Source organism: Anaerolactibacter massiliensis (genome assembly GCF_900290205.1).
In the GTDB taxonomy this organism is placed as follows: Bacteria; Bacillota_I; Bacilli_A; order Erysipelotrichales; family Erysipelotrichaceae; genus Bulleidia; species Bulleidia intestinalis.
Genome location: NZ_OLMH01000002.1, coordinates 2,173,474 through 2,192,472, shown reverse-complemented (window position 1 = coordinate 2,192,472; position 18,999 = coordinate 2,173,474). Strand labels below are relative to the sequence as shown.

Annotated in this window: 13 protein-coding genes and 1 other annotated feature; of the genes, 11 read left to right on the top strand and 2 right to left on the bottom strand. The window is 51.1% G+C overall.

What is annotated here, in order from left to right; translation table 11 throughout:
* Positions 1 to 175: 175 nt before the first annotated feature.
* From C7E00_RS13955 to rpoC, 8 genes are all read left to right on the top strand, one after another.
* A complete protein-coding gene (locus C7E00_RS13955) occupies positions 176 to 1,660 on the top strand; it encodes an aldehyde dehydrogenase family protein (RefSeq protein ID WP_105304832.1) in 1,485 nt (494 codons plus the stop codon).
* 3 nt (positions 1,661 to 1,663) lie between these two features.
* Complete coding sequence (locus tag C7E00_RS13950) at positions 1,664 to 2,569, top strand: NAD(P)/FAD-dependent oxidoreductase (RefSeq protein ID WP_105304831.1); 906 nt, start codon at positions 1,664 to 1,666, stop codon at positions 2,567 to 2,569.
* Between the two features lie 233 nt (positions 2,570 to 2,802).
* Positions 2,803 to 3,324, top strand: a complete 522-nt coding sequence (tnpA, locus tag C7E00_RS13945) for an IS200/IS605 family transposase (protein ID WP_105304974.1) — start codon at positions 2,803 to 2,805, stop codon at positions 3,322 to 3,324.
* A gap of 304 nt (positions 3,325 to 3,628) precedes the next feature.
* Positions 3,629 to 3,751, top strand: a sequence feature (ribosomal protein L10 leader region).
* 34 nt (positions 3,752 to 3,785) lie between these two features.
* Positions 3,786 to 4,349, top strand: coding sequence for a 50S ribosomal protein L10 (gene rplJ, locus C7E00_RS13940; RefSeq protein WP_105304830.1), 564 nt, complete (start codon positions 3,786 to 3,788; stop codon positions 4,347 to 4,349).
* Positions 4,350 to 4,391: 42 nt separating this feature from the next.
* A complete protein-coding gene (rplL, locus tag C7E00_RS13935) occupies positions 4,392 to 4,763 on the top strand; it encodes a 50S ribosomal protein L7/L12 (protein WP_105304829.1) in 372 nt (123 codons plus the stop codon).
* A 79-nt stretch (positions 4,764 to 4,842) separates the two neighbouring features.
* Positions 4,843 to 5,445 (top strand): class I SAM-dependent methyltransferase, encoded by a 603-nt coding sequence (locus C7E00_RS13930; protein WP_154505748.1) that lies wholly within the window; start codon positions 4,843 to 4,845, stop codon positions 5,443 to 5,445.
* A gap of 113 nt (positions 5,446 to 5,558) precedes the next feature.
* Entirely contained in the window at positions 5,559 to 9,713 is a 4,155-nt protein-coding gene (rpoB, locus tag C7E00_RS13925; protein WP_105304828.1) for a DNA-directed RNA polymerase subunit beta, read from the top strand.
* Positions 9,714 to 9,728: 15 nt separating this feature from the next.
* A complete protein-coding gene (gene rpoC, locus C7E00_RS13920) occupies positions 9,729 to 13,631 on the top strand; it encodes a DNA-directed RNA polymerase subunit beta' (RefSeq protein ID WP_105304827.1) in 3,903 nt (1,300 codons plus the stop codon).
* 181 nt (positions 13,632 to 13,812) lie between these two features.
* Here the strand turns inward: rpoC and C7E00_RS13915 are convergent, their stop codons facing one another.
* Positions 13,813 to 14,754 carry a 2-dehydropantoate 2-reductase gene (locus tag C7E00_RS13915; protein ID WP_105304826.1) on the bottom strand — a complete coding sequence of 314 codons (942 nt, stop codon included), beginning with the start codon at positions 14,752 to 14,754 and terminating at the stop codon, positions 13,813 to 13,815.
* Between the two features lie 119 nt (positions 14,755 to 14,873).
* On the opposite strand from C7E00_RS13915, the gene C7E00_RS13910 reads away from it, so the two are divergent.
* The 3 genes from C7E00_RS13910 to secA all read left to right on the top strand — a co-directional run bounded on the left by C7E00_RS13910 (position 14,874) and on the right by secA (position 18,327).
* Positions 14,874 to 15,662 (top strand): M15 family metallopeptidase, encoded by a 789-nt coding sequence (locus C7E00_RS13910; RefSeq protein WP_105304825.1) that lies wholly within the window; start codon positions 14,874 to 14,876, stop codon positions 15,660 to 15,662.
* Between the two features lie 75 nt (positions 15,663 to 15,737).
* Positions 15,738 to 16,112: a hypothetical protein gene (locus tag C7E00_RS13905; RefSeq protein WP_105304824.1), complete on the top strand. Its 375-nt coding sequence runs from the start codon at positions 15,738 to 15,740 to the stop codon at positions 16,110 to 16,112.
* 28 nt (positions 16,113 to 16,140) lie between these two features.
* On the top strand, positions 16,141 to 18,327 hold the full coding sequence (secA, locus tag C7E00_RS13900; protein WP_105304823.1) for a preprotein translocase subunit SecA: 2,187 nt from the start codon (positions 16,141 to 16,143) through the stop codon (positions 18,325 to 18,327).
* 135 nt (positions 18,328 to 18,462) lie between these two features.
* Here secA and msrA read toward each other — a convergent pair whose 3' ends face one another.
* Positions 18,463 to 18,993 (bottom strand): peptide-methionine (S)-S-oxide reductase MsrA, encoded by a 531-nt coding sequence (msrA, locus tag C7E00_RS13895; RefSeq protein WP_105304822.1) that lies wholly within the window; start codon positions 18,991 to 18,993, stop codon positions 18,463 to 18,465.
* Positions 18,994 to 18,999: the final 6 nt, after the last annotated feature.

Genomic DNA, 18,999 nt, shown 5'->3' with positions numbered 1-18,999 from the left:
ATGCATGTATGAATCAGAAAGGGGAGAATCGCACTCCGGGCATTTCGCTTTGTGAATCAGAAGAGTTCTGGTAGGATGACAGCACAAGGCAGAACCGCAGTGCTGCGGCGCTGAGGAATATTGAAGGAATCAATGCCGGATCATTGCAGGTCGCCTGAGAAAAGGAGATCATTATATGTTAACTTTCAAGCCCGTGTACCAGCTTTATGTGAACGGTGAATTTCGTGATGCAGCAGATGGACGTACCATCTCTGTATACAATCCGTCTAACGGCGAGAAGCTGACTGAAATCGCTGCAGCCGGGAAGGCAGATGTGGATGAAGCAGTAAAGGGAGCATGGAAAGCGTTTGAATCCTGGAAGAAAACCACTGTGAAAGAACGCGCCCGGATTCTGAGAAAGATTGCAGATGTGATTGATGAGAATGCGGAGTATCTTGCAATGGTGGAAACGCTGGATAATGGCAAGCCGATCCGGGAGACGCGCAATATTGATATTCCGCTTGCTGCAGATCACTTCCGCTATTTTGCAAGTGTGATTGAGGCAGAAGAAGGAAGCGCGACGATACTTGACAATCGGTATCTTTCTCTGATTCTGCGGGAGCCGATCGGTGTGGTCGGGCAGATCGTGCCATGGAATTTCCCGTTCACGATGGCAGCCTGGAAGCTTGCGCCGGTTCTTGCGGCTGGAGATACCACGGTATTCAAGCCATCGAGCATGACGTCTCTGTCGGTTCTGGAGTTTGCCAGACTGACCAAGGATATCATTCCTGCAGGCGTCTTCCAGGTCATTACCGGCAGCGGCAGAGAAGCAGGTCAGGCGGTTCTGGAACATCCGGATCTCCGCAAGCTTGCTTTCACCGGTTCCACGGAGGTCGGTTATACTGTAGCGAAGGCTGCTGCTGAGAAGCTGATTCCGGCAACGCTGGAACTTGGCGGAAAGAGCGCGAATATCTTCTTCGATGATATGGACTTCGAAAAAGCGATGGATGGCCTGCAGCTTGGCATTCTGTTCAATCAGGGGCAGGTATGCTGCGCTGGGTCCAGGGCATTTGTACAGGATACAATCTATGATCGCTTCGTCAAGGAAGCTGTTCGCCGCTTCAGCCAGGTGAAAGTCGGACTTCCATGGGAAGAGGATACTCAGATGGGTTCCCTTATCAGCAAAGGCCAGAGAGATAAAGTTCATGGCTTTGTGGAGATGGCAGTCAAGGAAGGGGCAGAGATTGCACTTGGCGGAAAGTTCTATGAAGACGAGAAGACGGCAGGCGGTGCATTCTATGAGCCGACGATTCTGGTCAATGTGAAGAACTCCATGCGGATTGCCAAGGAAGAAGTGTTCGGACCGGTTCTTGTCATCATTCCGTTCCACTCTGAAGAAGAGGTGATCGCGATGGCGAATGACAGCGAATATGGCCTTGGCGGAGCGGTATTCACGAAGGATATCAACCGTGCATTCCGGGTGGCAAGAGCTGTGGAGACCGGAAGGATGTGGGTGAATACTTACAATCAGCTTCCGGAGAAAGCACCGTTCGGCGGATACAAGAAGTCCGGAATCGGCCGCGAGACGCATGCGATGATTCTGAATGCGTATACTCAGGTCAAGAATATTATGATAGATCTGGAAGAAACGCCAAGCGGCTTCTATCCTGATCGGGGGTAAGTTATGAACGAAAGAGATATTCTGATTGTCGGAGCAGGGACTGCCGGGCTGACGGCTGCGATCTATGTGCAGCGGGCAGGAAGGCATGCGGTCTTATTTGAGAAGAGCGCACCGGGCGGACAGATTGTCACAGCAAATGAAATACAGAACTATCCGGGCTTTGTGTCCGTGAACGGGGCTGACTTTGCTTATCGGCTGTATGATCAGGCCGTCAGACTCGGAGCAGAATTTCTCTCAGAAGAAGTGCTGGAAATTATTCCGGCTGATCATTCTGTCACGGTCCGCACGGCTGCTGGAACCAGAACTGGACGTGCATTGATCTATGCGGCTGGTGCATCGCACCGGAGGCTGGGACTTCCGGAAGAAGAGAAGCTGATCGGCAAGGGGATCTCATTCTGCGCAAACTGTGATGGCGCATTTTTCCGGGATAAGCGGGTCGCGGTCAATGGAGGCGGGAATACTGCTCTGGATGACGCGGTTTATCTTTCAAGGATGGCTTCGGAAGTATATCTGATTCATCGCCGGAAAGAATACCGGGCAGAAGAAGCTCTGCAGAAACAGATCGCAGAGATCGGGAATATCCATCCGATCCTCGATACGGTCATCACCGGTCTGAAGGAAAATGATGGGCATCTCAGCGGCCTGCGTCTTCAGAACAAGGATTCCGGAGAAGAAACTGAGCTTGCTGCAGAGGGGCTGTTTCTTGCCATCGGCATGAAACCGGAGACCGGATTGCTGAAAGGAATCGTGAAGCTGGATGATGCAGGATATATCATTGCTTCAGAGGATACCAGAACAGATGTTCCGAACATCTTTGCGGCAGGTGATGTGCGCAAGAAGCAGGTCCGCCAGCTTACAACTGCGGCTGCAGATGGAACTGCTGCTGCGATTCAGGCTGTTTCGCTTTGAACAGATCATCCGGAAAAGAGACAAGGCTGTCAGCAAATGACAGCCTTTTGATTCGTCCTAGTGGACTGGTGAGCACAAAGATAAACAGTTGACTAGCTATGGGTGTAAAGATTGTGCGAACCGGAGAACCACCTGCTTGGCAGGTGGATGATTGGGTGCTCTTATAGTAAAGAGCACCCTGCCTTAGCTAAAATAGTGGTTGTCTAAGTCACTAAAGTTAGAAAGGCAAGGTGCTGTTTACGGCCAATAAGAGTTACAGCTTGGCGCATACAAAATGGTATTGTGTTTACCACATTGTATTCATACCGAAGTATAGACGGAAAGTAATCTACAATCAATTGAGAAGTGACATCGCCGGTTATCTGAAAACATTGTGTGCATACAAAGGGGTGAAATTGCTTGAAGGGCATATGATGTCAGATCATGTTCATATGCTGGTAGCAATTCCGCCGAAGATGAGCGTATCGAGTTTCATGGGGTATCTGAAGGGGAAATCGGCAATGATGATCTTTGAGTACCATGCAAACCTGAAATACAAATTCGGTAATCGACATTTCTGGGCAGACGGATATTACGTGAGCACAGTTGGGCTGAATGAGGCAACAGTGCGGAAGTATATACAGGACCAGGAGAAAGACGATATAGCTCAAGACAAACTGAGTGTGAAGGAATATGAAGATCCTTTCCACGAGGATAAAGCATATCGGAAACCAAACGACAACAAGAAGAAGCAAAATTCAGGAACAGCCCATTAATGGGCGGCAATAGTTAAAAGTGCATAGTGGCTTAGACATATTGAAATATGGAGAAGCCAGCGTCTTGAGACGCTGGCTAGCACAATAGGCTTATAGCCTTAGAACAAACCACCCGTTTCACGGGTGGTCATGATTTCAAGCCCTGACTTTTTGCCCCTTCTGCTTCTGAGAGATGATTGGAACCATCATTGCGGTTCTGAAATCGCTGCAGGATATCGCTGTCTCCTGTTTTCCATCATATGATCACATGATCATATGGGAAGGAAAATCGTTCTGTTGACAAACGAGGAGATGCTGGTAAACTATCAGATGTTATCAAATACCAGAGACAGTAACGGCGGAAGCTTAATCATGTTACCGAGGTAGAAAGCTGTAAACAGACTTTTTTGCCCTTGCTGTCTGACGGCAAGGGTTTATTTTCCAGACGGTAGGCGATAACAGGAAAGGTAGAAGGTGAATCAATGAATCAGGCGGTATTGGAATCGAAGAAGAACGTTGTCTCTGAAATCCAGGACAAGTTCACGAAGTCTTCGTCCACTGTTGTCGCTGAGTACCGTGGTCTGAGCGTTGCAGAAGTCACCGAACTCCGCAGAGCACTGCGTGCTGAGAATGTTGAAATGAAGGTTTACAAGAACACTCTCGCAAGCAAGGCTGCTGATGCGGCTGGATTCGGGGATCTGAAGTCGTCGCTCACCGGTCCGAACGCGATTGCATTCGGTGAAGACGAAACCGCAGCAGCTCGTGTGATGGCAAAGTTTGCCAAGAAGCACAAGGCGCTGATTCTCAAGGGCGGAATCGTCGAGGGCAAGGTTGTCGACACTGAGACAATCGCGCAGCTCTCTGAACTTCCGAACCGGGAAGGCATGCTGTCTATGCTGCTGTCTGTACTCACTGCACCTGTCGCTTCCTTCGCAAGAGCAGTCAATGCGGTTGCTGAAGCTAAGCCGGCAGACGGTGCTCCTGCAGCGGAGGGCGCTGCACCGGCGGAGGCTGCTAAGGCAGAAGAAGCCAAGGCTGCTGAGTAAGCAGTCACAAGACCATTTGGAGAAAACTGGAGGAAAATTAAAATGGCTAAGTTAACAAAGGAAGACATTCTTGCTTATCTCGATGAAGCAACGATTCTTGAACTCAATGATCTCGTAAAGGCAATTGAAGAGAAGTACGGCGTTTCTGCTGCTGCTCCGGTTGCTGTTGCTGCTGCTCCGGCAGAAGCTGCTGATGCTGCACCGAAGAACGTTACAGTTGTTCTGACAAGCTTCGGTGATTCCAAAGTCGGTGTCATCAAGGTTGTTCGTGAAATCACCGGCCTGGGCCTGATCGATGCGAAGAAGCTGGTCGATGGTGTACCTGCTGAGCTCAAGAAGGATGTACCTGCAGAAGAAGCTGAAAACATCAAGAAGAAGCTGACGGATGCTGGTGCTACTGTTGAATTCAAGTAATCGCCAGTAAAACAACATCGTGTAAAAAAGCCGAGGCATAGCCTTCGGCTTTTCGCCCCTAAGAAAGGAAGCGGATTTTATGGCAGTGACGCACTATTTTACCGATAACCGCTCGCTTCCGGAGAACCGGAAAGATCATTCCTTCGAGTTCATGGGGCATGCGTATACATTTGCGACAGAGGATGGAGTCTTCAGCAAGACCGGAGTTGATTATGGCTCCGAGGTGCTTCTGAAGGCAGCAGCACGGGAAAGAATTGCTGGAAACGTGCTGGATATGGGATGCGGATACGGAGTTCTCGGCATTGTGCTGAAAACTCTGTTTCCGGATGCCGCTGTCACCTGCTGCGATGTAAACCCGAGAGCTGCTGAGCTTGCGGACGCCAACAGCAAGACCAACAGGGCTCCGGTATCAGTGATTATCTCAGACCGTTTTGAACATGTTCCCGGAATGTTTGATGTGATCGTGACCAATCCGCCGATCAGGGCGGGCAAAGAAGTGGTCTACGGCATCTTTGACGGGGCATATGAACATCTTTCATCAGATGGATTTCTGCTCGCCGTGATCCGGCGCAAGCAGGGGGCTGAAAGCGCAGTCAGAAAACTGAATGAGCGATTCGGCAATTGCGAAATCGTGATGAGAGACAAGGGTTACTGGATCCTGAAAAGCAGGAAGTCAGATTGACAGGGTTGCATAATCGATGATAGCATTTTATGTTGATAAAAAGCCGATAAATCACTAAGGGGGTATTATACCCTTTTCGGCGTTTCCAGCATGCAGGCGAAAGGATGGCGTACATGGAAAAAAAGCAGGCATACCGCGTTATGCATTACGGTCCCAAATCAGTCCGCCGCGACTACACGAAAGTCAGTGCAGGCCTGGATCTTCCGGATCTGACGGAGATTCAGACGGCCTCCTATGACTGGTTCCTGAAGGAAGGAATCCGTGAAGTCTTCGACGACATCTATCCGATCAGCAACTACAGCGGCAATATCCGTCTGAAGTTTGTTGATTATGAATTCGGGGAACCGAAATACTCGATCAGCGAATGCAAGTACCGGGAAACCAATTACTGCGCTCCTCTGAAGGCCAAGATGGAACTTGAGATGGTGGATCAGGAGACTGGCGAAGTCATGACGAAGTGGGAAGAGGTATTCCTCGGCGATTTCCCGCTGATGACTCCGACCGGAACCTTCATCATCAATGGTGCTGAGCGTGTCATTGTTTCTCAGATTGTCCGTTCTCCGGGTGCTTATTTTGACATTGTCTCAGAAGAGCGCACCGGCAGAGATACTTATACCTGTGAACTGATTCCGAGCCGCGGCACGTGGCTGGAATTCATGTCTGATGATAAGAAGGCCGCACTGGGCCGGATCATGAATGTGTCGATTGACCGGAGAAGAAAGATTCTCTCCACGATTCTGTTCAAGGCAATCGGCATGTCCCTGAATCTGGAAAAGGGTGAGGATGCCTTTGATACGACTGGCATGCAGAAGTTCCTGAAGGCACTGCACTTTGATGTTTATCCGGATGTCATCGTTCCGGAAGAAGAGCGTGAGTTCCTCAATGATTATATGCTGCTGTATACCAGCATCTTCGGAAACTACGAAGAGATCCGCAACACGCTGGCTGCAGATAAGACAAAGACCACGCATGATGCGCTGCTCAGTGTTTATGAGAACCAGAGAGCAGATGAAATTGCGACCATCGATGGTGCTCTCACCACGATGGATCAGAAGTTCTTCGATTACCGCCGGTATGATCTGACCAAGGCAGGACGCTATAAGGTTCTGAAGAAGCTGAACATCCTGGACCGCATGGAGAATCATCGTCTGAGAGATGATCTCATCGGTGCAGACGGCAAGGTTCTCATCAAGAAGAACAAGGTCATCGGCAAGAAGGAAAGAGATGAGCTGAGACCGGAGATCAACAAGGGTATTTCCTGCGTTGCGCTGCCGTTCAACCATCTGTTCTCTCATCCGGTGACAGCAGTCATGAATACTTCCTGGACCAAGGCTCTGGTCGGAAGAATTCTGGCAACGGATCTGGATGGCAAGAAGAGCCATTATGATCAGGGAACGGTTATCACGCCGGAAGATGCCAAGGCACTTGCCAAGGAATTCAGCGAGGTTACCGTTTATGCAGGAATCTTCGCAAATGAAGTGAAGGTTACCAATGACAATATCAGCGCGGTTCTGAACTATGGTCCGCGTATGTATACAGTCGGAAGACTGACGGTCAATGGCAAGGATCTGGCTCATGAAGATGACACGCTGATTGCCGGAAGATATATTCCGGATGAAGACGAGACGAAGCTGACGACGGCAGATAAGGAAGCTGTCATGAGCAGAGTCATGGCTGGAGATCCGGTTACGGTATGGCTGGTCGGTGCATGCGTGCAGCAGGTCTGGATCCTGGATGATGATGGCGATCCGATCAAGCTCATCGGCATTGATCCGCTGAACACGAAGCATACGATCACGATGCCGGATATGTATGCGCTGTACAACTATGAGCTGACGATGCTGGATGGGGTCGGTTCTGTAGATGATATCGATATGCTCGGAAACCGCCGTATCCGTACGGTCGGCGAGCTGATCCAGAATCAGTTCCGCATCGGTCTGTCCCGTATGGAGCGTACCGTCAAGGAGCGTATGTCGATTGCAGATGCGTCGGGTCTTACCCCGAAGCAGCTGACGAATATCCGTCCGCTGACGGCAGCGATCAAGGAGTTCTTCTCTTCTTCTCAGCTGTCTCAGTTCATGGATGCTGAGAACCCGCTGTCGGAGCTGTCCAACAAGCGCCGTATTTCGGCACTTGGTCCTGGCGGACTGACGCGTGAGCGGGCAGGCTTCGAGGTCCGTGATATTCATAACAGCCACTATGGAAGAATCTGCCCGATCGAGACTCCTGAAGGCCCGAACATTGGTCTGATTTCCTATCTGACTACGTATGCAAGAGTCAATGAATACGGCTTCATCCAGACTCCGTACCGCCGTGTGGTCAATGGCCAGGTCACGGATGAGATCAAGTACATGTCTGCAGATGAAGAGAATGATCATGTCATTGCCCAGGCAAATGAGATTCATGACGGCAAGCTGACCAGCGAGAAGGTTGTCGCAAGAATTGCCGGTGAAACGGTCATGGCTGATCGTGACACGGTCGACTATGCCGACGTCTCCCCGAAGCAGATCGTCTCGGTTGCGACTGCCTGCATCCCGTTCCTTGAGAACGATGACTGCACCCGTGCCCTCATGGGCGCAAACATGCAGCGTCAGGCTGTTCCGCTGCTGAACCCGCATACACCGTGGGTAGGAACCGGCATGGAGCGTGCAATTGCACGTTATTCCGGTGCGGCCTGCGTAGCGACTGCTCCTGGCACCGTATCCTATGTGGATGCGACCAAGGTTGTCGTCACGGAAGAAGATGGCAAGGAACACACGTATGAGCTGACGAAGTTCCGCCGTTCGAATGCTTCGACCTGCCTCAACCAGAGACCGATTGTCGAAGATGGCGAGCATGTGGAGCGCGGCGATATTCTGGCAGATGGCTTCTCCATGGAGAACGGCGAACTTGCCCTCGGCCAGAACGTGCTGATTGCTTACATGACCTGGCATGGATATAACTACGAGGATGCCATCATCATGTCTGAGCGCATGGTGCGTGAAGACGTGTATACCTCGGTTCATATCGAGGAGTATGACATTGAGTGCCGTGAGACGAAGCTCGGACCGGAAGAGATCACCCGTGATATTCCGAATGTATCCGAGAGTGCATGCCGCAACCTGGATGGCCGCGGAATTGTCATGGTCGGTGCTGATGTCAAGGAAGGCGATATCCTGGTAGGAAAGGTTACTCCGAAGGGACAGTCCGAGATCACGCCGGAAGAGAAGCTGCTGCTGGCAATCTTCGGTGAGAAGTCGCGTGAAGTGCGTGACAATTCCCTGAAAGTTCCGCATGGCGGTGCCGGAACGGTTCATTCCGTCCGTATCTTCCGCCGCAAGGATGATCATGAGCTTCCGCCGGGAGTGAATGAAGTCGTCAAGGTCTACATCGTTCAGAAACGTAAGATTTCCGAAGGTGACAAGATGTCCGGCCGTCATGGCAACAAGGGTGTCATCTCCAGAATCAACCCGATTGAGGATATGCCGTACATGCAGGATGGCACCCCGATCGACATCATGCTCAACCCGTTCGGCGTTCCTTCCCGTATGAACATCGGACAGGTGCTGGAAGTCCATCTCGGCATGGCTGCTCGTTCCCTTGGTGTGAAGTTCGCAACCCCGGTCTTCGATGGTGTTTCGAACCAGGATCTGGAAGACATCATGAAGGAAGCTGGCACGCATCATAAGTATCTGCTGACCGATGGCATGACTGGCGAAGTATTCGATGAGCCGATTGCAGTCGGTGTCATGTATATGATCAAGCTTGCGCACATGGTCGATGATAAGCTCCATGCGCGTGCAACCGGCCCTTATTCTCTCGTTACGCAGCAGCCTCTGGGCGGCAAGGCTCAGAATGGCGGCCAGCGTTTCGGTGAAATGGAAGTCTGGGCACTTGAGGCATATGGTGCTGCGCATACCCTGCAGGAAATCCTGACGGTCAAGTCGGATGATATCATGGGCCGCACGAAGACTTATGAAGCAATCGTCAAGGGCAAGGATATGCCGGAGCCGGGTGTTCCGGAATCGTTCCGTGTCCTGATCCATGAGCTCCAGGCTCTGGCAGTGGATGTCCGTCTGCTCGGCGAAAATGGCGAAGAGATGGATCTGAAGCAGCTGGAACAGGAAGAGCTGAAGGAAGAGACCACGATTGATATGACTCACCAGAAGTTCGTGAACGATGCGGAGACGCAGAGCGATCTGACGGTCAAGAATGGAATTGATGAAGTCCAGGAGGCTGCAGTTGTCGGATTCGATGATGCAGATGACTCGGATGACAGCAAGGACTAAGGAGGATGCGGCAGGATGAATATTAATAACTTCACAGCAATAAAAGTCGGACTGGCATCACCTGAACGTATTCGTGAGTGGTCTTATGGCGAAGTCAAGAAACCGGAGACTATCAACTATCGTTCCCAGAAACCGGAACGTGACGGTCTGTTCTGCGAGCGTATCTTCGGTCCGACCAAGGACTGGGAGTGTGCCTGCGGAAAGTACAAGAAGGTCCGCTATCAGGGTGTGATCTGCGATCGCTGCGGTGTTGAAGTCACGAAGTCCAGTGTCCGCCGTGAGCGGATGGGCCACATTGAGCTGGCTGCTCCGGTTGCGCACATCTGGTATCTGCGCGGCATTCCTTCCCGCATGAGCCTGCTTCTGAATGTACCTCCGAAGCAGCTGGAAGAAGTAGTCTACTTCGTTTCCTGGATCGTGACAGATCCGGGCGATACGAAGCTGTCCTACAAGCAGATTCTCTCGGAAAAGGAATTCCGTGAGAATACCGCAATCTACGGACCTGGCAGCTTCTCTGCCGCAACTGGTGCAGAAGCGGTCAAGACTCTTCTGGAACAGGTCGATATCGATAAGGAATACAAAGAAATCCAGGCAGAGCTTGAGAAAGCAAATGGCGATAAGCGCAAGAAGCTGATCAAGCGTCTGGAGACGGTTGAAGCATTCCGGAACAGCGAGAATAAGCCGGAGTGGATGATTCTGACTGTTCTGCCGGTCATTCCGCCTGATCTCAGACCGATGCTGCAGCTGGACGGCGGCCGTTTCGCGACGTCTGATCTGAATGATCTGTATCGCCGTGTCATCACCAGAAACAACCGTCTGAAGAAGCTGCTCGAACTCGGCACGCCGGCAATCATCGTGCAGAACGAAAAGAGAATGCTGCAGGAAGCCGTTGATGCTCTGATTGACAATGGCCGCCGCAGCAAGCCGATTACTGGTGCCGGAGGAAGAGCACTGAAGTCTCTGTCTCATTCCCTCAAGGGCAAGCAGGGACGTTTCCGTCAGAACCTCCTCGGCAAGCGTGTTGACTTCTCAGGCCGTTCCGTTATCGCAATCGGCCCGAGTCTGAAGATGTGGCAGTGCGGTCTGCCGAAGGAAATGGCAATCAATCTCTATAAGCCGTTCGTCATCAATGAACTGGTCAATGAGCAGGTTGCGTCCAATCCGAAGACTGCTGAAAAGCTGATTGAACGTCAGGATGCGCGTGTCTGGGATGCTGTGGAAAAGGTCATTGAGAACCACCCGGTATTCCTGAACCGTGCACCGACTCTGCACCGTCTGGGAATCCAGGCATTCTTCCCGCGTCTGGTTGATGGTCATGCGATCCGTGTCCATCCGCTGGTCTGCCCGGCATTCAATGCTGACTTCGATGGTGACCAGATGGCTGTCCATCTTCCTCTGGGAGAGCTTGCTCGTGCAGAGACAGAAGTCCTGATGCTCGGTGCAAACTCCATTCTCGGTCCGAAGGATGGCAAACCGATCGTTACTCCTGGACAGGACCTTGTGCTCGGCAACTTCTATCTGAACATGGAAGAGACCGCAGAAGAGTTCTACAACAAGGCTGATGCGCTTGAGCGTCTTGGCCAGAGAACCGAAGCAGAGCGCTGGAGACGGTACGGGGACAATGAAGGCCATGTCTTCAAGGATGTGGACGAAGTCCTCATGGCGGAACAGGTCGGCATGGTCCACCTGCACAGCCGGATTGCAATTCCTGCAGACAAGGTCAACAAGACCTGCTTCACGGATTACCAGAACAGCTGCTACCTGCTGACTTCAGTAGGAAAGATTATCTTCAACAGCGTATTCCCGCCTGATTTCCCGTATATGAATGAATTTGACGGGGATAAGCTGAAGGTTACTCCGAATGATGATTTCGTTGAGCTTGGAACGGATATCCGCAAGGAAATCCAGAGCCGTCCGGTGACGAAGGAATTCAAGAAGAAGGACCTCGGAAACCTGATCGCTGCAGTATTCGCAAAGTACAAGAACGGCAATGGTGATGTTAATTCGCCGACGGTCCGTACTTCCACGATTCTGGACTCCCTGAAGGATATGGGCTATCTGTATTCCACGATTGCCGGTATGACGGTTGCACTGTCGGATATTTCCGTAGCGCCGCATAAGCAGGAAATGGTGGATGAGGGCCGCCGCAAGGCAGATGTCCTCAACAATCTCCGTGACAGAGGTCTCTTGACCGGTCCGGAGTGGGAAGCACAGTTCTCTGATCTCTGGGCAAAGGTTAAGGATCAGGTCGGTGATACGCTGATGGCTTCGCTGCCGCGTATGAACCCGATCAACATGATGGCTGTTTCCGGTGCCCGCGGCAACAAGAACCACTTCACGCAGCTTGCCGGAATGCGCGGCCTCATGGCTCGTCCTACTCAGTCCAAATCCAAGAAAGAATATCAGCCTTCTATCATTGAAGTCCCGATCTATTCCTGCTTCCGTGAAGGAATGAGCGTGTCCGAGTTCTTCATTTCCACCCATGGTGTACGTAAAGGACTTACCGATACCGCTCTGAAGACGGCAGAGTCCGGATATCTGACAAGACGTCTGGTCGATGTCGCGCAGGAAGTCATCATCAACGAAGAAGACTGCGGAACCGAACGCGGATTCCTGGTCCGTCAGCTGGTCGATGAGAAAGACGGAACGATCATTGAGAAGCTTGAGGAACGTATTGCCGGCCGCTATACACAGCAGGCTGTCACGGATCCGAAGACTGGCGAAGTGATCTGCCCGGAAGATACTTACATCACAGACGAGATGGCAAAGAAGATCGTCGATGCCGGTGTCACAGAGGTATGGATCCGCAACGTATTCACCTGCGAATCTCCGAAGGGCATCTGCCGCAAGTGCTATGGCCGCAATATGGCAACGGGCAATCCGGTTGAAGCCGGTGAAGCAATCGGTGTCATGGCTGCACAGGCAATCGGCGAACCTGGTACTCAGCTGACCATGAGAAACTTCCATACCGGAGGTGTTGCGAATAAGAATGGTGATATCACACAGGGTCTCCCGCGTGTTGAAGAGCTGTTCGAAGCACGTACGCCGAAGCGTGTGGCAGTCATTGCCAAGATTGACGGCGAAGTCACAGATATCCGCGAGCAGGACAACAAGCAGGGCATGATCATCACGGTGACCAATGAGAATGATTCCATTGATCATAAGTGTGATCTGACCCAGACAGTTCTCTCCAATATCACGGTTGGCACCAAGGTTACTGCCGGCCAGCCGATGACGGAAGGAACGATTGCTCCGAAGGAACTGCTCCAGGTTGCAGGTGTCAGAGCTGCAGAAGAATACATCCTCAAGGAAGTCAAGAAGGTCTACTCTTCTCAGTCCATCGATATTTCCGATAAGCATCTGGAAGTCATGATCAAGCAGATGCTGAAGAAGGTCATGGTCACGGAAAGCGGCGATTCCGGTCTGAGTGCAGGCCAGACGCTGAGCCGTGCGCATATGACGGAAATCAACGACGAGCTGCTCGATGAAGGCAAGACGCCTGCTCAGTTCAGCCCGATCATGCTTGGAATTTCCAAGTCTGCTGTCGAGACGGATTCCTTCCTGTCTGCTGCATCATTCCAGGAGACGACACGTGTCCTCACGGATGCTGCAGTCAAGGGCAAGGTCGACCATCTGGAAGGCCTCAAGGAGAATGTCATCATCGGCAAGCTGATTCCTGCTGGAACCGGCCGGCCGGAATACGAGCGTGAAACCACGAAGCGTATTATCGAGAAAGCCGACAAGATGATTGAGGAGCGCAGAGCAAAGGCTGCTGCGCTTGCAGAAGCAACTGCAACCAAGCTCCCGGATGAAGTTCTCGGCAATGAAGAGGAAGACGACTTCACTGCTGCAGATCAGAAGGACGCTGCAGAAGAAAAGCCGGAATCTTCTGAACCGGAAGACAAAGAAGCAGAATAAGTTTCGATTTAGATCTCTGTGCTATGCAGAGATCTTTTTGATTCCTTCGATGATTCTGAAGAAGATTGCTGAAATCTGAATCATGCACGAATGGTATGAATGCTGAAGTGGTCAGACGGGCAGCTGCTCTTCTGACTTTAAAAAAACGCCTGGAGAAATGTCCTGGCGTTTCAATAAGCGTTCAGAATGCGGTGAGCAGCTGTTCCTTGGCATGAATGAGCTGAGTGAGAAGTTCATTGTACGGAGTAGGAATTCCGTACTGTTTTCCTTTTCTGGAGATGGCACCATTCATGTATTCAATCTCGGTGATTCGGTGATTCTGAATCAGGTCCTGATACATGGAAGTGAAGGCAAAGCCGTTGACCGTCGGCCGGCAGTAATCCTGGATGGCTTCGATCATCTCGGTCTGGTTCAGATGGATGCCTTCTTTTTCCGCGACGGCGATATATTCCTTCACGATTTCCAGAATGATGGCATCGAATACCCGGAGACTCCTCAGTTCCATGTTATTGCATTCCAGCAGGGCGGTTAATGCATTGAGGCCGCCGGTAATGCATGCTTTGCGCCAGATGGAAGCGAGCACATTATCGCTGTAGCGGGCATTGAGTCCTGCCTGGTTGAGTACTTCAATGACCTTGTCAGCTGCCTGCTTTCCTTCCGGACGAATGTTCTGAATATCAATGGAGCCTTCTCCATTGAGCTCCAGAAGTCCCGGTCCTTTCATGGTAGCGGTCCACATGGTTGTTCCGGACAGGATATGGGCAGGATTGACATAGCGGGAAAGCGTGTCCTCATGACCGATTCCGTTCATGAGACAGAGTACATACGTATCATCCTGGATGATCGGAGAGATTGCATGGAACATCTGATCGAGCTGAGGGCTCTTCACCATAGCAAGAATCAGATCGACTTTCTCGTTCTTCTCATCAATTTCATCCGGATAGTAGATCGGAATCTGATCGGTGATCACTTTTCCGTTCAGGGAAGCGGTCAGACCGTCTTTCCGGATGGCTTTGATGTTGGCCTGCCACTGATCAATCAGAATTACATCATTTCCGGACTGATGAAGGCCGAGTGCGAATCTGCCGCCCATTCCGCCGGCACCTGCAACTGCAATTTTCATAAAACCTCTTTCTGAATTCGTTTTTCTGAGATCAGTTTACACCGAAAACTCAGAAGCGTGGACATACAGATGAGAGGTTCTGCCGTGTTGTATAATAGAGCTGCAGCTTGGAGAACAGTATGATTGACAGACGGTATAAATGGAAAGTGATTACGATTGCAGTACTCTGCGTGGCAATTCTGGCAGGGCTTCTGGTGCTGCATTTTACTGATCGCAGCAGCGCTGCTGCAGTCCAGGCGTCGGCGACTCCGGAAGTGACTATGACGCCAGCTCCGACGCCTGTTCCTTCTGCGACTCCGGTACCGACGGAAACGCCGACGCCCGAACCGACCGTTCAGGCAGATCTTTCCACGGATACCAGCATCACGAGATATATCAGCCAGACGCATACGATCAGCTCTGATTATGTGCCGCCTGATCTGGTGGATGTGGATGTGCATTCTGCAAGCACCCAGCAGCTGCGGGAAGAAGCAGCTGAGAAGCTGAAGGAGATGTTCCAGGCAGCGATTGAGGATCAGGTTTATCTGAAGCTGGTCAGCGGGTATCGTTCCTATACGCTTCAGAATGATCTGTACCATTACTACATTTCGATCCGCGGGCATGAGTTTGCGGACAATATCGATGATCATCCTGGTGCTTCTGAGCATCAGCTCGGACTGGCAGCGGATCTTGGATGCTGGAATGGTGCCTGTGAGCTGCAGTACTGCTTCACACAGTATGGAGACTATACGTGGCTGCAGGAGAATTCGTATCTCTATGGGTGGATTGAGCGCTATCCGGAAGGAAAGCAGGAGATCACCGGAATCATGTACAGTCCATGGCATTTCCGCTATGTTGGTGTCGAAGAAGCTAAGAAGATTCATGACCGCGGTCTGACCATGGAAGAATACTATGGCATCACGGACTGAGGGCCTGTTCTGAAAAGAACAGGCTTTTTGGTGTGAAGGTAGCCCTGGATTTTCAGACGTTGTAGAATATAGGCCATGACGGCGGAACTGATGATCCGGAAACTGCTGGGATTCTGCATTGCGGCAGCAGTGCTTGTTTTTCTTGCGGGCTGTCTGCAGGGACAGGCACTGAGGTTTTCTGATGGAGAATCGGTCAGACTCCCGGAACGGATTGCAGAACAGAATGGGGTTGAGGAATCTTCAGAGATGGTTCCTGATCATACGGAAGAACATAAGACGCTTCCTGGCTTTATGCCTGCAGCGATTCTTCCGGTTTCTCTGGTTCTGATTCTTCCGAGGAAGGAAGAGCAGAGAATCATATGGGTACTGCTTGATCTGACTATGCTGTTTCTGATGTCCGGGTGCATCAGTCGGGAGCTTGTTCCGAGGACTTCTTTCTTTTTGAAGTGAAAAACAGAAAGAAGGAGAGGAACAAGCAATGAGTTTTGGTGATTTATTCAGCAGTGAGAAGCGTCATTATCATGAAGCAGAAAAACAGGTAAAGAAGATCCTGGATCTGGAAGCAGAGTATGCAGACAAGAGCGATGAGCAGCTGCAGGCAAAGACGCCGGAGCTGAAAGCACGCATCGCTTCAGGAGAAAGATTGGAGAAGGTTCTTCCGGAAGCGTTCGCGACGGCTCGCGAAGCATCCCGGAGAGTGCTGGGAGAGTTTCCTTATCCGGTGCAGCTGCTGGGCGGCGTGCTGCTGGATGGCGGCGATATTGCGGAGATGAAGACCGGTGAAGGAAAGACCCTGACAGCAGTCATGCCGATCTATCTGAATGCCCTGGAGGGTAAAGGTGCGCATGTCGTGACGGTCAATGAGTATCTGGCCAGCCGTGATGCGAGCTGGATGGGAGAAGTGTATCGCTTTCTCGGTCTTTCGGTCGGCTGCAATCTTCATGAGCTGAGTCCGGCACAGAAGCGGGAGCAGTATCTGTGTAATATCACGTATACGACGAATTCCGAGCTTGGCTTTGATTATCTGCGGGACAATATGGTTTATGACCCGAAGGACCGGGTTCTGAGAGGTCTTCATTATGCAGTACTGGATGAAGTGGATTCGATCCTGATCGATGAAGCCCGCACACCGCTGATCATCAGCGGACCTGGTCCGGTACTGGATCAGAATTACATCAATGCCGACCGGTTTGCCAAGAGTCTGAAGCGGGATGCGGATTATTCGGTTTCCCGGGAAGACAACAGCGTGACTCTGACCGAGGCAGGAATCCGCAAGGCAGAGAAGGCTTTCGGGGTTGCGCATCTTTATACAGATCAGACTGCAGAGCTTGTGCATTACATCCAGAATGCATTAAGAGCGAATTACCTGATGAGCAGGGATGTGGAATATGTCGTCGGAGATAATGAGATTATCCTGGTTGATACGTTCACCGGCAGAAAGATGGAAGGCAGAGAGTTCAGCGATGGACTTCATCAGGCCATCCAGGCAAAAGAGAATGTGAATATCAAGCAGGAACCGGTGACGCTGGCTTCGATTACGTATCAGAACTTCTTCCGTCTGTATGACAAGCTTTCAGGTATGACCGGAACGGCAAAGACCGAGGAAGCAGAGTTCCTGGATACGTATAACATGAGAGTCTATGCCATTCCGACCAATAAGCCGGTCAGAAGAATTGATGAACCGGATCAGATCTTCCGGACCCGGCATGAGAAGTATGAAGCCGTCGTGAAAGACATCAAAGCTCTGCATGAGAAAGGACAGCCGGTCTTAGTCGGGACGGTATCCGTAGGAATCAATGAACAGCTCAGTGCGATGCTGAAGAAAGAAGGAATTCCTCACCAGGTGCTTAATGCCAAGAATGATGCGGATGAAGCAGGAATCATTGCCAAGGCTGGTCAGAAGTATGCAGTGACGGTAGCGACGAATATGGCAGGACGCGGAACGGATATCCGGCTTGGCGAAGGAGCTGCGGAGCTTGGCGGATTAGCAGTGCTTGGTACGGAACGTCATGAGGCAGCGCGCATCGACAATCAGCTGCGCGGAAGATCCGGCCGGCAGGGAGATCCGGGTTTCTCCAGATTCTATGTGGCCATGGATGATGACCTGTTCGAGAAGTATGCAGGAGAAGAAGGTCAGGCAGTGATTGCTCACTACCTGGCTGGAAAAGAATCGGATGCGCAGATGCGGGCATTTGCGGACCGGATTCAGAAGAGGGCAGAGGGACTTCACTTTGATGCCCGCAGGAGAACTCTGGAATTTGACAATGTGCTGAGCGAGCAGCGTGAGGTGGTCTACGAACAGCGCAGCCGGATTCTCGATATGGATGATCCATCAGAACATGTGATGGAACTGATCCGTCTGAAGCGCGGAGAAGAAAGCGAGCAGAAGTTCCGCTCGCTGACAGAAGATACAGATCCGGAGATCCTGAAGCATGTGGAGAAAGTGGTGATGCTGCAGAGCATTGATCGCTGCTGGATCCCGCATGTGGACTTCATGGAGCATCTGAAGCAGGGAGTCAGTCTCAGGAGCTATGCGCAGGTGAAGCCGATTGATGCATATAAAGAAGAGGGCTATAAGCGTTTCAACATCATGATGAATGAGACGACTGAACTCATTGTTTCTGCATTGATGCAGTGGGCAGAATCACAGAACCAGACAGAGTAAGGATTTGTCTGGTTTTCAGTTCTTCCCTGATCGATGAAAAAGAATCAGATCATGGCGAGACTATGCCAGTGCGGAGATCTTCTTCTGAGTCTGCTAGCATTTCCATGAGATTCGGTTTTTCTTTCAGGCTCGGAATCACTTCCGGAGATCCGTGGAGTCTCCTGGTTTCCAGTTCTTTGCTTTCTGAATCATGCCGAGAGATACATGGCAGTATCCGCCAGGATTCTTGTCGAGATATTTCTGATGATATTCCTCAGCTGTGTAGAAACATTTCAGAGGAAGACACTCCACAACAACAGGGCTGGTATATCTTTTCTGCAGGTCTTTGAGTGCAGTTTGTGCAGTATTGAGATCTGAGTCATTGAGGCAGTAGATGCCGGTGCGGTACTGAGTGCCATGATCTGCGCCCTGACGATTCAGAGAAGTCGGGTCGATGATGTTGAAGAAGAGCTCCAGCAAGGTTTTCAGTGAAATAACAGAATCGTCATAGAAGACATGAACCGTTTCTGCATGCCCGGTTTCGGTATGCTTGACCTGCTCATAGCTTGGCGAAGGAACGGATCCGTTTGCAAAGCCGACTTCTGTTTTTGTTACACCCTGGATGCTGTCGAGAAACTTCTGAGTTCCCCAGTAGCATCCGCCGGCAAGATAGATTTCTCTGATCATAGGCAT

Coding starts and splice junctions, on each gene's coding strand:
- C7E00_RS13955 (WP_105304832.1), top strand. CDS start 176: ATGTTAACTTTCAAGCCCGTGTACCAGCTTTATGTGAACGGTGAATTT.
- secA (WP_105304823.1), top strand. CDS start 16,141: ATGAGTTTTGGTGATTTATTCAGCAGTGAGAAGCGTCATTATCATGAA.
- rplL (WP_105304829.1), top strand. CDS start 4,392: ATGGCTAAGTTAACAAAGGAAGACATTCTTGCTTATCTCGATGAAGCA.
- C7E00_RS13950 (WP_105304831.1), top strand. CDS start 1,664: ATGAACGAAAGAGATATTCTGATTGTCGGAGCAGGGACTGCCGGGCTG.
- msrA (WP_105304822.1), bottom strand. CDS start 18,993: ATGATCAGAGAAATCTATCTTGCCGGCGGATGCTACTGGGGAACTCAG.
- rpoB (WP_105304828.1), top strand. CDS start 5,559: ATGGAAAAAAAGCAGGCATACCGCGTTATGCATTACGGTCCCAAATCA.
- C7E00_RS13930 (WP_154505748.1), top strand. CDS start 4,843: ATGGCAGTGACGCACTATTTTACCGATAACCGCTCGCTTCCGGAGAAC.
- rpoC (WP_105304827.1), top strand. CDS start 9,729: ATGAATATTAATAACTTCACAGCAATAAAAGTCGGACTGGCATCACCT.
- C7E00_RS13910 (WP_105304825.1), top strand. CDS start 14,874: ATGATTGACAGACGGTATAAATGGAAAGTGATTACGATTGCAGTACTC.
- C7E00_RS13905 (WP_105304824.1), top strand. CDS start 15,738: ATGACGGCGGAACTGATGATCCGGAAACTGCTGGGATTCTGCATTGCG.
- rplJ (WP_105304830.1), top strand. CDS start 3,786: ATGAATCAGGCGGTATTGGAATCGAAGAAGAACGTTGTCTCTGAAATC.
- C7E00_RS13915 (WP_105304826.1), bottom strand. CDS start 14,754: ATGAAAATTGCAGTTGCAGGTGCCGGCGGAATGGGCGGCAGATTCGCA.